The organism is Candidatus Jordarchaeum sp. (assembly GCF_052745115.1).
Window position 1 is genome coordinate 1 of the sequence record NZ_JBRAKS010000075.1, and the last position, 13,427, is coordinate 13,427.

General features: G+C 34.5%; 18 protein-coding genes and 1 pseudogene. 15 read left to right on the forward strand and 4 right to left on the reverse strand.

The features are described from left to right. Positions 1–103: 103 nt before the first annotated feature. From ACUVXA_RS07255 to eno, 3 genes are all read right to left on the reverse strand, one after another. On the reverse strand, positions 104–250 hold the full coding sequence (locus ACUVXA_RS07255; protein WP_445870582.1) for a hypothetical protein: 147 nt from the start codon (positions 248–250) through the stop codon (positions 104–106). A 226-nt stretch (positions 251–476) separates the two neighbouring features. Next, entirely contained in the window at positions 477–920 is a 444-nt protein-coding gene (locus ACUVXA_RS07260; protein ID WP_445870583.1) for a UPF0146 family protein, read from the reverse strand. Positions 921–969: 49 nt separating this feature from the next. Continuing rightward, positions 970–2,214: a phosphopyruvate hydratase gene (eno, locus tag ACUVXA_RS07265; RefSeq protein WP_445870584.1), complete on the reverse strand. Its 1,245-nt coding sequence runs from the start codon at positions 2,212–2,214 to the stop codon at positions 970–972. A gap of 190 nt (positions 2,215–2,404) precedes the next feature. On the opposite strand from eno, the gene dph2 reads away from it, so the two are divergent. The 15 genes and pseudogenes from dph2 to ACUVXA_RS07340 all read left to right on the forward strand — a co-directional run bounded on the left by dph2 (position 2,405) and on the right by ACUVXA_RS07340 (position 13,012). Then, positions 2,405–3,391: a diphthamide biosynthesis enzyme Dph2 gene (gene dph2, locus ACUVXA_RS07270; protein ID WP_445870585.1), complete on the forward strand. Its 987-nt coding sequence runs from the start codon at positions 2,405–2,407 to the stop codon at positions 3,389–3,391. 97 nt (positions 3,392–3,488) lie between these two features. Next, positions 3,489–4,145, forward strand: a complete 657-nt coding sequence (locus ACUVXA_RS07275) for an METTL5 family protein (protein ID WP_445870586.1) — start codon at positions 3,489–3,491, stop codon at positions 4,143–4,145. Positions 4,146–4,264: 119 nt separating this feature from the next. Then, on the forward strand, positions 4,265–4,840 hold the full coding sequence (locus tag ACUVXA_RS07280) for an exosome complex RNA-binding protein Csl4 (RefSeq protein ID WP_445870587.1): 576 nt from the start codon (positions 4,265–4,267) through the stop codon (positions 4,838–4,840). A 227-nt stretch (positions 4,841–5,067) separates the two neighbouring features. Then, a complete protein-coding gene (locus ACUVXA_RS07285; protein ID WP_445870588.1) occupies positions 5,068–5,355 on the forward strand; it encodes a DNA-directed RNA polymerase subunit L in 288 nt (95 codons plus the stop codon). A gap of 43 nt (positions 5,356–5,398) precedes the next feature. Continuing rightward, positions 5,399–5,875: a ribonuclease III family protein gene (locus ACUVXA_RS07290; protein ID WP_445870589.1), complete on the forward strand. Its 477-nt coding sequence runs from the start codon at positions 5,399–5,401 to the stop codon at positions 5,873–5,875. Positions 5,876–5,923: 48 nt separating this feature from the next. Next, a complete protein-coding gene (locus ACUVXA_RS07295; protein WP_445870590.1) occupies positions 5,924–6,265 on the forward strand; it encodes a transcription factor S in 342 nt (113 codons plus the stop codon). Positions 6,266–6,473: 208 nt separating this feature from the next. Continuing rightward, positions 6,474–6,959 (forward strand): ADP-ribosylation factor-like protein, encoded by a 486-nt coding sequence (locus ACUVXA_RS07300; RefSeq protein ID WP_445870591.1) that lies wholly within the window; start codon positions 6,474–6,476, stop codon positions 6,957–6,959. A gap of 125 nt (positions 6,960–7,084) precedes the next feature. Next, the gene (locus tag ACUVXA_RS07305; RefSeq protein ID WP_445870592.1) at positions 7,085–7,447 is read left to right on the forward strand and encodes an OB-fold nucleic acid binding domain-containing protein; all 363 of its coding nucleotides are present in this window, start codon (positions 7,085–7,087) and stop codon (positions 7,445–7,447) included. A 178-nt stretch (positions 7,448–7,625) separates the two neighbouring features. Continuing rightward, positions 7,626–8,381 carry a proliferating cell nuclear antigen (pcna) gene (pcn, locus tag ACUVXA_RS07310; protein ID WP_445870593.1) on the forward strand — a complete coding sequence of 252 codons (756 nt, stop codon included), beginning with the start codon at positions 7,626–7,628 and terminating at the stop codon, positions 8,379–8,381. Between the two features lie 212 nt (positions 8,382–8,593). Continuing rightward, positions 8,594–9,619: a DNA primase regulatory subunit PriL gene (locus tag ACUVXA_RS07315; protein ID WP_445870594.1), complete on the forward strand. Its 1,026-nt coding sequence runs from the start codon at positions 8,594–8,596 to the stop codon at positions 9,617–9,619. A gap of 76 nt (positions 9,620–9,695) precedes the next feature. After that, a complete protein-coding gene (locus tag ACUVXA_RS07320) occupies positions 9,696–10,931 on the forward strand; it encodes a DNA primase small subunit domain-containing protein (RefSeq protein ID WP_445870595.1) in 1,236 nt (411 codons plus the stop codon). 23 nt (positions 10,932–10,954) lie between these two features. After that, positions 10,955–11,506: a DNA replication complex subunit Gins51 gene (locus ACUVXA_RS07325; protein WP_445870596.1), complete on the forward strand. Its 552-nt coding sequence runs from the start codon at positions 10,955–10,957 to the stop codon at positions 11,504–11,506. Positions 11,507–11,679: 173 nt separating this feature from the next. Further along, positions 11,680–11,988, forward strand: a pseudogene (locus ACUVXA_RS07330) (50S ribosomal protein L44e). A gap of 16 nt (positions 11,989–12,004) precedes the next feature. Further along, complete coding sequence (locus tag ACUVXA_RS07335) at positions 12,005–12,208, forward strand: 30S ribosomal protein S27e (RefSeq protein WP_445870597.1); 204 nt, start codon at positions 12,005–12,007, stop codon at positions 12,206–12,208. A 12-nt stretch (positions 12,209–12,220) separates the two neighbouring features. Beyond that, positions 12,221–13,012 (forward strand): translation initiation factor IF-2 subunit alpha, encoded by a 792-nt coding sequence (locus ACUVXA_RS07340; RefSeq protein ID WP_445870599.1) that lies wholly within the window; start codon positions 12,221–12,223, stop codon positions 13,010–13,012. Here ACUVXA_RS07340 and ACUVXA_RS07345 read toward each other — a convergent pair. Next, a complete protein-coding gene (locus ACUVXA_RS07345; protein ID WP_445870598.1) occupies positions 13,009–13,209 on the reverse strand; it encodes an RNA-protein complex protein Nop10 in 201 nt (66 codons plus the stop codon). The genes ACUVXA_RS07340 and ACUVXA_RS07345 overlap by 4 nt on opposite strands. Positions 13,210–13,427: the final 218 nt, after the last annotated feature.

Genomic DNA, 13,427 nt, shown 5'->3' on the forward strand with positions numbered 1-13,427 from the left:
AAAAGGCTACAAATTCAACATATCAATAGATAAATACTTTGCTGAATGACTACGGGACGGAAGCACACTGAACTACCGAAGACCAGACATGCGGAGAAAAGGACTACTGCTCAAGTACATCGCCCACAACATCCGCGCGCTGTTCACACAGCAGGCCTGGCCAGAGATCCTGCGACCAGTATAATTCCCTTAAAAAGGGTAGGACACAGGGCATGGCTAAAGCAGTTATACTAGTGGACTCGCCGTCCACTTAATTCGGCTCAGCGGCTACCATAGCCAGTCCGCCCAGGCTGTTTACAACAGTAAAGGGGGAATTGTCAACGATAACATACCTCAAACAATCCTATAAAAAACGAATACTTCAATTTTTTGGACGTGCTCGTGTTCTTCAATAAGATTAAGCAATTTTTACTGGGTGATTTAATAATTCATAAAACCACAAATGAATATAATATTACAGTATAACACTATTACTTTCAATAGCTTTGCTTCTTATGTTTAAAAAGGTGTAGTACTGTTTTTTTATAATTTATAATTTCGTGACTCGGATGATAAATACAAAGATATTCATTTGTTAGTAGTCTAAGTATAAGATCTGCTTTTACGATTTTTGCGATTCTAAAAAGATAATGCTGAAATTCTGGAGGTGGACGAATTGAATAAATAAGATCGCTGTTACTATAAATTTTTATGTCCGGTTTAATTATATCATCGACAAAGGTTTTAATATTCTCGTTTGATAAGTATTCCAAGAATTGGGGATTTAAGTCTGTAACGATAATTTCTGTTTCTGGTAATGCTTTTTTAAGTCCTAGCGCTATTTGTGGAAATTTTCCTACACCTACTTCAACAATTTTCCCAGAATATCTGTAGTTACTTATAATATACTCAATTATATTTTCTGCATCTACTAATTTCATTTCATTTCATTTAATTTCATTAATTATATCTATCTCATTTAAATTTTTATTATTTTTTCATTGGTAGTTTAGACATTTTTATCTTTAGAGAATTCTCCATTCTAATAAGCTCATTAATCTTTGCCATACGTTCTCCCCCCATTGTACCTATTTTGATTATTGGGCATTTTAATCCTACGGCGATATGCGCTAAAGCGGGGTCTGTGGTTTCCCCCGATCTATGTGAAGCCGCGGGAATAACTTTGCTTTCGTGACATAGCTTTGCGGTGGAATTAGTGTCTGTTAGAGTGCCAACTTGATTCGGCTTTATTATAACTCCTGTTACTGCGTTTTTTTCCACCGCTGTTTCAAGGCGGTTTTTGTTGGTTACTATCAAATCATCTCCTATTATCATACATCTGTTTTTTGTGTTTGCTGTTAATTTCGCGAAATAATCAAAATCCTCTTCCTGAAATGGATCCTCAAAGTATGCAATTTCATATTTTTCTATGAGCTCCAATAGGTACTCTAATTGTTGTTCCGAGCTCAGTCTCCTGTTCTCTTTTCTGTAAACGTATTCTTCATTTTTACTATCCCACAATTCTGAAGCCGCGGCATCTATACCAATTTTTGCCCTGACCCCTATCTCTTTTTCCACTTTTTCTATTGCTTTGGTAAGTGTTTCTAAGGTCTCATTTATTGTAAGTGGAGCTGCCCATGCACCTTCATCGTTTCTTCCCAGCACATATTTTGGATACTTTTTCATTATAATTTCAGCTACTGTACTATGAATCATTACATTGGTTTGCGCCGCCTCTTCAAATGTTTTAGCTCCTAATGGGAGAGCTAAGAATTCTTGAAAATCTATAGAATCTCCTTTTGTGTGAACCCCCCCTCCAATAATATTACTTAATGGAAAGGGGAGATTTAAGTTACTGCCTAAATATTGGCATAACATTAGATTTCTATCTTTTGAAGCGACTTTAGCTACAGCTATAGAAGTGGCTATTGCTGCGTTTCCACCTAATTTACTAAGATTTTTTGTGCCATCAAAATCCCATATGATTCTGTCAATTTCCGTTTGTTCTTTTGCTTCTTTTCCTTTAATTTTGGAAGATAACTGATTTTGTAAAAGTTGTACTGAACGTTCTACTCCTTCTTTCGGGAAGGCTTGTGCTTCAAATTTTCCAACACTTGCTCCAGATGGAGAACAGGCAATGGCCTTAAGATCTTTGCTGTGAACAGTGACTTCTATTGTATATTTTCCCCGAGAATCAAGGATCTTACGCGCAGAAACTTTTTCTATTAGTGGCAATTTTGGTCACCTCTCAAAAAATATATTTAATACTAGATAAATTACTCTGATATATGTTATTCGCTTCTTCCCACAGTAAATTTCTTAAGCTATTAAAACTACTTAGTTCAAGATAAATCAATAATTAATTTTGAAAGAAAAATTAATGGATAATTTATAAAATAAGTAATTGATGGAAATGAACAATTTTATGGAACTAGATCGAATTAAATCCGAAATCAAAAAAAGGCACGCGAGACGGATTTTACTTCAATTTCCTGAAGGTCTAATAAACTCCGCTTTAAAAATTAGTAAAGAGCTTGAATCAGAAACAGGGGTTGAAACATTTATTTCTGTAGATCCTTGTTGGGGTGGTTGTGATCTAGCGGAAAATGAAGCGTTAAAATTTAGAGCTGATCTTTTAGCGCACTTCGGCCACTCTCCTTGGCCTAAGAAACCCAAAATTCCCACATTATTTATCGAAGCGCGTTCTGATGTTGAAATCAAGGATGTTGTGTTAAAAGCTGCTAACTTGTTAAATGCTAGAAAAGTGGGTCTTGCGACTACTGTTCAACATGCTCACAAATTAGATGATGTAAAAAATCTGCTCGAGGAGATAGGTTTTAAGATTTTAATTGGAAAACCCAGTGGCAAGGCTAAATATGCCGGTCAGATTCTAGGTTGTGATTTATCCAGTGTTAGTAACTTGGATGTAGATCAGTTTCTATTTATTGGAGGAGGTACTTTTCATCCCCTTGGAATTGCTTTAGCCACTGGTAAGATTGTCATAGCAGCTGATCCATATTCTGGCAAAGTTATTAATCTAGAGGAAATGATTAAAAGACTTCTTATGCAAAGATACGCTCATATAGTAAAAGCTAGAGATGCGACAAGATTTGGTGTGGTTATTGGTTCAAAGTTTGGGCAAATTAATTTGGAATTAGCTAGGAAAATTAGAAACAAAATTGAGAGCAAAGGAAGAGAAGCCTATTTAATAGTTGCTGATGAAATAACTCCTGAAAGATTTTATGGACTAGAGGATATAGAAGTTCTTATAATAACTGCCTGTCCTAGAATAGTAATTGAAGAAGGTCCCCAGTTTAGAATACCTGTTATAACCCCTAGAGAGCTTAACGTTTTACTTGGTTTTGAAAGCTGGGAAAGTGCAAGTAAAGACCTTCTTCAATATAAATTATAATTTGTTTAATATGTATTATTATTTTTTTATTTATTAATTATACGTCATATAAAAAAATTCAGACACTCGCCAACAAAAGGGTTAAAAGTGAAATATAATGAAGTTAGAGCAAAGATTTAAGAAGAAAGATCTTGAGCGATTGCTGAGTGAACTAAGGGTCAATCCTTCGCCGAAGGTTAGTTGGGAGCAATACGCGTCTTCTAGTGAAGTTGCAGCGAATCTTCTATTTATCGCCGCCTTCACCTTTAATGATATTGTTGGGTGTACGGTGTTCGACTTGGGTTGTGGTAATGGTATGCTGGGTATAGGGGCGGCTTTAATCGGGGCAAAGCGTGTGGTAGGTGTAGACTTGGACTCAAAGGTTCTAAGAATTGCTAGAAGAAATTCATTAAAAATGGGTGTTTCAAATTTAATTGACTTTATAGCTATAGATGTTGCGAATATTGGTGGATCTGTTGATACTATACTGCAAAATCCTCCGTTTGGGGTTCAAAAGAGATCAAGTGATAGAATTTTTTTGAAGAAAGCTATAGAGCTGGCTAATGTAGCGTACACTATACATAAATATGGTCTAAAAAACAGAAAATTTATTTCTCAGTTTGTGAAGAAAAATGGCGGTATAATTGATAGAATTATTCGGATGAAGATGGGTCTCCCCCCGACCTTCCATTTTCATACTAAAAGAAAATACATGGTTGACATAGATATTTATAGGATATTAAATGCTGGAAAAAATATTTTATCTCATAATTGATTAATTTGTAAGGAGAACAGTAAAAAGAGAATAAGATTTATTGCCTTAATATTAGTTAAACGCGTAATGAATAATGGGAATTATTATTCTTGTAATAAAAAATTTATGGAGATAGGAAGTTGCAGGAACTAAATAAACCAAAAACTGGAAGTTTAGTACTTCCTGGCGATTGGCTAGGTGTGATCGAAGAATTTACTCCTGGAGAGGGTACGTACGAAGAAAACGGAGTTGTTTATTCGTCAAGTATTGGGCGGGTTGTAATTGATAATGTTGAAAAAAGGGTGAGAGTGATACCAATAGAGTTGCGTGCGTTACCTCGAAAAGGAGATATTATCTTGGCAAAAGTCACACAAATTAATAAAATGTTAACCTTTGTGGACATCGCTCGAGTGAGAGGACAGAATTTAGCTAATCCGTTTTCAGGAGTAATCCATATATCTCAAATTAGCCCTGGATATGTGGAAAATACATCTGATGCATTAAGACCAGGAGATATTATACGGGCTAGAGTGATTGAGGATAAAGGAGAATTAATCCAATTAACCACTGCTGAAACAAACTTAGGAGTTATATATACTACATGTTCTAAATGTGGATCTGAACTAGAAAGAAGAGGAAACTTTCTATATTGCAATGATTGTGAAGAAAAAGAAACGAGAAAAATTGCAAGTGATTACGGGAAAGTAAAAACATGAAATATCTTTAAAATCGAAAATAATGAAAAATTTTACCCTTATTAACTATTCTATAATCATCATTAAATTTTTGCAAGAATATGATATTTATATATCCCTTTAATGTTTTTAAACCAATTATATTATGTTCATTAAAAGTTTATCAGTAAAATAATCTTATGTCTTAAAAAGCAGGGCGTTATTCGAAAGCTTTAATTGTAGAGTAAAACTAGAGAAGTTGATGCTTTATGAAAATAAAAATTGTGGAAAAAAAAGATAATGAACTAATAATAGAAATAGAAGGGGAAGGCCATACCTTATGTAATGCTATAAAATCAATTCTATTTGAAGATGAAGCCTTGGTCTTTGCAGGCTATCGGATAGAGCATGCGTTACTTTCAAAGCCTGTTCTATACCTTAAAACAAATGGAAAAAAGGATGCTTTAGTTTTATTAAAAGAAACTCTAGAAAAATTGGAGACGAATATTGAAGAATTCAAAGAAAAATTTCAAAAAGAACTTGAAAAATTTAAATAGACCTGCAAAGAAATTACAAGTCTTTCTCAAAGAGGGTAATCTCATGAGCTTCTCTAAAGATGATAAATATAATTTCAATAATTTATCACCAAAGCCTAAATCTCTAAAAGAAATACTAAACGATAAAAACCTAGCTAAACTTGGAGACAATATTGCAAATCTACTATACTCCCTAATAAAATCAAAGTTGATTGGTAAACCTGATGGTGCCAAAATTCCTGACACCATTCTGGCAGAAGCCATCAGAAAAGCCGGTCTCAGGAAACACCTTTCTGCTAGACAAAATGCAGATAGTCTGGGCGATGCAGCCGAAGCACTAATTGCTTATTCCTGGTTAAAAGACCACTTTGATATAAAAGAAACCGCGGAACAACTCATCTCCCTAATACCTGAAAGAAATATAGTAAACCGCAAGACTGAAAAAGAAATAAGCATTAAAATTTTCACATTATTACTTCAAAATCTTCTCGAAAGAATTGAGAGCGAAAATAAACAAAAAGTGAACAACCAACTGGATTAAATTCTTATTACAAAAAATTTTGATACGACCTATCTGAAGGTGAAACTAATGAAATTTTGCCCTCAGTGCAAATCAATAATGCTTCCAATAAAAAATGAAAATGGGAATGTGACACTAAAGTGTAGAAATTGCAGCTACTCCCGTGACCTAGAAAAAGATTCAGCTGAAAAATATAAAATAACAAAAGAAATCAAACACACCCCACGCGACAAAACAACCATAATCGAAGACGAAGACTCGGTTCAAACCATGCCCACTACAAAAGTTACATGCCCTAAATGTGGTCATAATAAAGCAGTATATTGGCAACTTCAAACAAGAAGGGCTGATGAAGGCTCAACAATATTCTACCGATGCGTTAAATGCCGTCACACATGGAGATCTTACTAATCACTCAAAAGGATGGAAAAAATTCAGATACTCATTTTCAAATTATTATTAAAATAATTTCAATAATAATTTTTTAAATTCACCATTTTTAGAAGAGCACAAACATATACTGAATATCCTCAGCAATATTACAATAACACTAAGATTCATAATGAAAAACCAATTCCTTTTATTGTAACTCTTATCACCCAAACTAGAGGACTAAAAAATGAAACATGAAAAAGTAGCCTTTATTGGGCTTCCTACAGTAGGTAAAACCAGCATTATAACATTGTTAAGTGAAAACAGAACAGTAACCAATTATGATCCCACGGTTGGAATTAACTTTGGTTTTGTGACTTTAGGTGAAGTTGAGGTTAGTCTTTTCGATATTGCGGGTCAGGATCGATTTAGGTTTTTGTGGAATGGGTTTATGCGTGGGGCTAAGGTTATTTTTGTGGTGACTGACTCATCTCCTAAGAATGTATTAAATACTCGTCAGATAGTCGATGAATTTTGTCTTAAACCAAATACTGTAGTTTTGGCTATAGCTAATAAACAGGATCTGCCTGGTGCTATGAAGCCATCACAGGTTGAGGATCTTTTAAATGTAAAAACCTATGGAATGGTTGCAATTAATCCGAGAAAACGTATTCTTATGTGCCGTATTTTGAGGGAGGCAATTGAACAAAATATAATTGAAATTTCTAATTAATTTCCAAGTATAATATCTTTTTTTGTAAGATGCGTTTAGTGAAAGGGGAAAGTTTTTTTTCAGAGTATTAATAGTATCTTTTATAACTGCTACTTACCTTATGAAATATCTTAGGGTTGAGTTTTATGTCTTGGGATCGAAGAAATGAGGACGGTACATGGAAACATAGGTCTCCGGCGGTTGAAAAACAAATTAAGGATATTGCTTCTAATGAAGATTCTTTTATTAAAGTTTTAGGTATTGTGTTGGAAAAAAAGCAAAATGTTGTGCTTATTGATGACGGGACTGGTAAGGCTAGAATTGTAGCTTTTGATGATGAGCTTATTAGCAAAATTAAAGTGGGTGATAAGATAAGAGTATTTGGGACTGTTATGGTTGGAGAAGAAAGCGAAATACAGATTAATGCAAATATTATTCAAAATGTAAATAAACTGAGTATTGAATTACGCTCGGAAGTAGAGCAGCTAAAAAAGTCTATCGAAAACTGATATTAACCCGAATAGAGGGTGCTTATAAAGGAAGTCTTAATAGTTATTATAATAATGTTTGATTTAAAATGCATAGGTATATCTTTGGAAAGTATATTATTTAAACCTAAAACTGATTAATTCATACCAATTCCCCCATATGTATCCTGATTAGAAGTTTAAGGAAAAGGTGGTGCATATGTCGTTTAAATTCGCTTTTACGGATGCGAAGCTTTGGAAAAATATTGTTGATGCTTTATCCGGTTTAGTTGACGAAGTGGTCTTTATTGCGGATGAAAATTCCTTGCATGCAAGGGCGATGGATCCCAGTCATGTGGCTATGGTTGATTTCGAGTTGCCCAAATCGGCTTTCAGCGAGTATAAGTGCGGTGGTGAAGTTAAACTTGGCATAAACCTTGAGGACATGTCCCGAATAATGCGGAGGGCTGGTGGTGGAGATGAACTAGTATTGTCACTGGATCCTGAAAAAAATAAGCTTAATGTTACTTTTAAGGGAACGTCTATGCGTACCTTTCATATTGGTTTACTTGATTTGAGCCATGAAGAAACTCCGGTTCCCTCTATTAAATTTAATACTGAGATTAAAATGACTGCAGATGCTTTAAAGGAAGCTCTAAAGGATGCTGAAGTAGTAAGTGATCATGTAACAGTTGAAGCTTCTCCAAAAGAGTTGGAAATCAGTGCTGCCGGAGATACTGGTGGCGTAGAGGTTAAGTTAGACAAGTCTAGTGATGCTCTTCTAGAGTTAAATGCTATCGAAAATTCTAGCGCAATGTATGCCCTAAGTTATCTTATGGATATGATGAAGGCAGCTGCCGCAAGTGATACGGTCACAGTTCAATTCTCAACTGGTATGCCAATAAAACTCGAATTCAATATTATTGGCGGTGGACGCTTAACATATTGGCTAGCTCCTCGAATCGAGGCAGAATAAATTAATAAAAATCTCCTAAAGCATTAAAAGTGCTTTTATAATACTCCTGAAGCCTAAGCTGCTCTTTTGTCTTCAGAAAAAAAATAAAATTTGTGTTTATTTACTGATTTCCAAAATTTTTAAAATATTTATTTAAGAATCAATTCATGAAAGCGAATTAAAAAAGTTTGGCCTGTTAACCAAATTAGGTAGGACTCTGTAAAATGGTATTTATGTATTCTAAAGCGGATTTAGCCAAGTATCCTTTCATAGTAGAGGCACAGAAGTATATTGAAAGTCTTAATTTGGATATTGAGGATTTGGCTTCATCTGAATATTCTTCTGTTCTTAAAAGGGGTATGGAACGTGTCTTAGAGGCATTAGAAAATGGTTATGTTTCTTATCAAGGTAATGCACATGTAGAACTTCTCTCTTTTCCGATTGCCCGTTTATTTGTGGAATCATTAGGTGATGAATACTTAAGAAGAAGGTATGCAGTTGCGGAGTCTAAACGTGCTGATAAACTTTTAGCAAACGAAGAAGATGATAAGCTAATTAATATAGTAAAAGAGACTTTTAGATGGGCTGTTGAAAAAGCACTGAAAAGAGTTGGGGGGCGATTTTACGAGTATAAATTAAAAGTTAATAATTATTTGGAGTATGCTCCCTACTTTCAGGATAAATACTGGAAACTAGTAAATAGAGTTTTGGATGAGGGCTATGTATATGTTCGAAAAATTGATGTTGCTAGGTTAATATCTGAAGCAGTGAAGTGGCGACTTATGGAAAAGAAAGGGAAACCCTCAGAATTACCCCCTGCAATGAAAGAGATGATTAACACAATTAGAATTAAATTAGAAAATCAGAAAATTGATAGAGGAATTGATGAGGGTATTAGTGAGGTTTCTAAAGAAGCTTTTCCCCCTTGTATATCAAAAATGTTATCAGTAACTCTTGCAGGTGGAAATTTATCACATCATGCTAGATTTACTCTTACCTCTTTTCTCATAAATGTTGGGATTTCTGTCGACGAGTTGATACAAATATTTAGTAATGTTCCTGATTTTGATGAAAATATGACAAGATATCAGGTAGAACATATAGCAGGGATTATCGGAGGTGGGACTAAGTACACCCCTCCTGCTTGTAATACACTAAAAACATATGGTATCTGTGAAAAGAATGAATGGTGTAAAAATATTAATCATCCGTTAAGTTACTATCGCAACATTCTTAGAAATAGACAAAGAGGAGGATAAAAACCAACAATTAAGATAAGATGTTATAGTACTTAAACTACTATCTTTAAGGTAGTATTTTATAGGAAGATATAAAATGGATAAAAATGATTTTTTAATGAACCTATTCGGTAATTACTATAACGATAATGTTAGTAAAATAGAGCCTCCCTCAAACACAGCTAAGAGAGAATTCGGCTTTATGTTTTTTAGACATAGTGCGGTTATTAGACACCTGGGTTTTGAAAATGATGAACAGCTTAAAACATTTCTTATTAGAGAGGCCCCTTCAGATGTATTTTATTCGGCTGCGTCCTATAATCAACCAGATATGCCAAAAATGTCATTGAAAGGTTGGGAAGGCTGTGACTTGATATTTGATATAGATGCTGATCACATAGAAACAAGTTGTAAAAATGAGCATGATAAATGGAATTGCCAAGTATGTTGGGAGATTGGTAAAGGGATTAAACCAGAAAAGTGTCCTAAGTGCGGGAATTCCAAAATCGAAGAAATAAAATGGCTGTGTGACATTTGCTTGGAAACCGCTAAGCAAGAAACCATTAAACTTGTTGAGGATTTTTTAATTCCTGATTTTGGTTTAAATGAAACAGAAGTTAGCGTATGTTTTTCAGGGCACAGAGGATATCATATACACGTTGAGTCGGATATTGTGAGAGAGCTTAGTTCTCAAGCAAGGAGGGAAATTATTGATTATATTAAGGGAAGCGGAATAAATCCCGAACTTCATGGACTCCAAGAGGTTGGACGCAAACGAATAATTGTAGGACCTGATACTAAAGGTAGGGGATGGGAGGGAAGACTAGCGAGATATATTATTAAATTTATTTCCGAATTGGATGAAAACCAAATTCAAAAAGAAGACAAATCAGTAAGAAAAAAATTCTCAACACTTTTAAAAGAAAAACAAAAAGTAGTAAATTATTTGACAAGGCACCCTCCACTTTGGGATGCAATGAAAAATATCGATATAAATGTTTGGTACCTTATATCTGAGCGTGCTATAAATATGGCTAAGGTAGAAATTGATGAACCAGTTACTTCCGACATTCGTAGACTAATACGCCTCCCAACTTCTCTTAACGGAAAAACTGGCTTTGAAGTAAAACCTTTAAAATTGAATGAGTTAGCTGAATTTGATCCTTTTAGTAAATCCCAAGTCTTCAAAGGTGAATTTACAGTATATATCATCGATGTACCCCGTTTCAGAATCGGTGAAGAAATCTTTGGGCCATACACAAACGAAAAAGTCGAACTTCCACTATCTGCAGCAGTGTTTCTTCTCTGTAAAGGGGTTGCTAGAATCGATTAGAATTATATGGGGTCGTCTAAATAATGTATGAAAGAATTTATAGTTCTTGGGAAAAGGAGCAGAAGGAAGAAGGATTGCAAAAACTTGAGGATAATTTCTATATTGAGGCTAAAAAATTTTTAGAAAATCTTAAAATAGATGAAAACGAGTCAGAACCAATTCTAAGTAAACTATTTAGAAAAGAGTATAATAATGCTACTTTTATGCTAAATGATCTAATTAACATCCGTCTTGTTAAAATTTTAAGAAGTGTTAGTATAGAAAAAGAGTTAAATAAAGAAAAATTAACACGTGAAGAAAAATCATTATATGAACGATTTAAAAATGACTTACTACAAATCTTGGGCAAAAAGCCTCTTCCCCTAGAAATTAAGGAAATTGAAGAAAAAGAAGTACCTTTCATTCTTGTAAGAATTTTAAGACAACTTCCTCCTATAGTTGGGAGTGACATGAAAATTTATGGGCCTTTTAACATTGAAGATATTGTCACCTTACCTAAGGAAAATGCTAAAGCTTTAATTTTAAGAAAGGCTGCAAAACTAGTATTTTTTGAAAATATTTTTAGTAACCAATAGACTTTAATTTTTATTTTGTAATCGGGTTGAACCCGAAAACTTCTAAATCTAATATTACTTTTATGTAAAGTAATCGAAAGATATAAAATAAGTTGTGAATATGCTCAAATTGCATATGTGTTTGCAATCATGAATATTATGTTAATCTAAATATTTTGGAAGGGTGTATACTTATGAGATATCCTAAAGAAAAACGAATTTACTGTCCAAAATGTAGAACATATACTGAACACACAGTTTCTCTATATAAGAAAGGAAAGGATAGTACAACGGTAGCTGGTGCTCGCCGCTATCATCGAAAAAAGAAAGGTTATGGTAGTCAGCCTAAACAATCCTACATATTAATGTAGGGATGGGGTAAACCAATTCAGAAAAAATTTTCTAAGACTACCAAAAAGTTCTCCCTCAAATTGAAATGCAAAGATTGCGGTTATATCGTCCAGAAGAAGGGAATGCGTCTCAAAAAATTAGAAATAGAATAGGAGAGTGTTAATTATCGTGGTCAAAAGCAAAGAAGTGCAACCACAACCTAAAAGTAAGTTCGTTAACATCCAATGTCCAGACTGTGGCTCAGAGCAGATAGTCTTCAGTAGGACAAGTACAGTAGTGAAGTGTAATGTATGTGGTAAAATTTTAGTAACCCCAACAGGAGGAAAAGCAATAATACACGCTAAAAGAAGCAAGCAACAAATTTTCAGGTAGGCTTTGATAAATATGATCCACCTAAGAAAAGAATATCCGGAAAAAGGGGACTTAGTTATTGGAACAGTAACAAGAATTGCTAATCATGGAGCATACGTTCAACTAGATGAATACGATAACAAGGAAGGAATGATTCACATATCAGAAATTGCTCTAAGCTGGGTAAGAAATATTAGAAACTTTGTTAGAGAAAACCAAAAAGTAGTAGCTAAGGCTCTCAGAATAAACCCACAAAAAGGATTTATAGACCTGTCTCTAAGACGCGTTACAGAACAACAAAAGCGCCAAAAAATACAGGAATGGAAAAGAGCCCAAAAAGCAGAAAAGCTCCTCGAAATGGCAGCAACAAAGATTGGTAAAACCTTAGACGAGGCTTATACCGAAGTAGGATGGAAATTAGAAGATACCTATGGAAGCATATATAACGGCCTCGAACTAGTCTCCGAAAAAGGATCAAAAACCTTAGAGAATTTGGGACTCAAAAAAGAATGGATTGAAATAATCTCCGAAATAGCTCAAACTTATGTAGAGCCCCCAAAAGTTAACATCACAAGAACCATAGAAATGACCTGTTGGAAGCGCGCCGGCATCGACGCCATAAAAAAGGCTTTTAGAGAAGCCATCAACGCGATAAAAGACGAAGAAACAACCGTAAATATCTACACTCTCGGCGCACCCAAGTATCGCATAGAAATAACCGCTGACGACTATAAACAAGCCGAAACAACATTAGAAAAAATTATCAACACCGCCAAAACAAGTATCGAGAGTGAAGGCGGAACACTTGAATATACTAAAAGCTAGATGTCTTCCCCCTCAATCTCTGAATCACTTACCTTTTTATAGAACTCTCTTTTCTGTTGACGCCTCCACTTACCAACACGATCCTCAATAGAGAATCTTGAAGGCTGGGGAACTCTGACATTACCCCCACAATAAGGACAAATCTCTTTAAACGTATATTCCCCACAATCTACACACTTTCGAAGCAAAAACTTCATCTCTAAACCTCAAGCAAACTATAAATTGCCATTTTAAATTTGATAATCATTAGACCTTAGGCGTAATTAATATTTCCGGATTTTTTCCGTTTTCAATCGTCTTTTATCACAGTTTTTGCATTTTTCGGTAGGGTTTCTGAAGGATTTTAAACTTTTTCGCACCATCAGTATTTGAAAATGAGTTTTTGGGGGTAGGGATACCCTTATAGTGGAGAGAA

What these genes read in the sequence shown, in the direction of transcription:
- ACUVXA_RS07260 (WP_445870583.1), bottom strand. Translation starts at nt 920, where the DNA reads ATGAAATTAGTAGATGCAGAAAATATAATTGAGTATATTATAAGTAAC.
- dph2 (WP_445870585.1), top strand. Translation starts at nt 2,405, where the DNA reads ATGGAACTAGATCGAATTAAATCCGAAATCAAAAAAAGGCACGCGAGA.
- ACUVXA_RS07275 (WP_445870586.1), top strand. Translation starts at nt 3,489, where the DNA reads ATGAAGTTAGAGCAAAGATTTAAGAAGAAAGATCTTGAGCGATTGCTG.
- ACUVXA_RS07285 (WP_445870588.1), top strand. Translation starts at nt 5,068, where the DNA reads ATGAAAATAAAAATTGTGGAAAAAAAAGATAATGAACTAATAATAGAA.
- ACUVXA_RS07290 (WP_445870589.1), top strand. Translation starts at nt 5,399, where the DNA reads ATGAGCTTCTCTAAAGATGATAAATATAATTTCAATAATTTATCACCA.
- ACUVXA_RS07295 (WP_445870590.1), top strand. Translation starts at nt 5,924, where the DNA reads ATGAAATTTTGCCCTCAGTGCAAATCAATAATGCTTCCAATAAAAAAT.
- ACUVXA_RS07300 (WP_445870591.1), top strand. Translation starts at nt 6,474, where the DNA reads ATGAAACATGAAAAAGTAGCCTTTATTGGGCTTCCTACAGTAGGTAAA.
- ACUVXA_RS07305 (WP_445870592.1), top strand. Translation starts at nt 7,085, where the DNA reads ATGTCTTGGGATCGAAGAAATGAGGACGGTACATGGAAACATAGGTCT.
- pcn (WP_445870593.1), top strand. Translation starts at nt 7,626, where the DNA reads ATGTCGTTTAAATTCGCTTTTACGGATGCGAAGCTTTGGAAAAATATT.
- ACUVXA_RS07315 (WP_445870594.1), top strand. Translation starts at nt 8,594, where the DNA reads ATGTATTCTAAAGCGGATTTAGCCAAGTATCCTTTCATAGTAGAGGCA.
- ACUVXA_RS07320 (WP_445870595.1), top strand. Translation starts at nt 9,696, where the DNA reads ATGGATAAAAATGATTTTTTAATGAACCTATTCGGTAATTACTATAAC.
- ACUVXA_RS07325 (WP_445870596.1), top strand. Translation starts at nt 10,955, where the DNA reads ATGTATGAAAGAATTTATAGTTCTTGGGAAAAGGAGCAGAAGGAAGAA.
- ACUVXA_RS07340 (WP_445870599.1), top strand. Translation starts at nt 12,221, where the DNA reads ATGATCCACCTAAGAAAAGAATATCCGGAAAAAGGGGACTTAGTTATT.
- ACUVXA_RS07345 (WP_445870598.1), bottom strand. Translation starts at nt 13,209, where the DNA reads ATGAAGTTTTTGCTTCGAAAGTGTGTAGATTGTGGGGAATATACGTTT.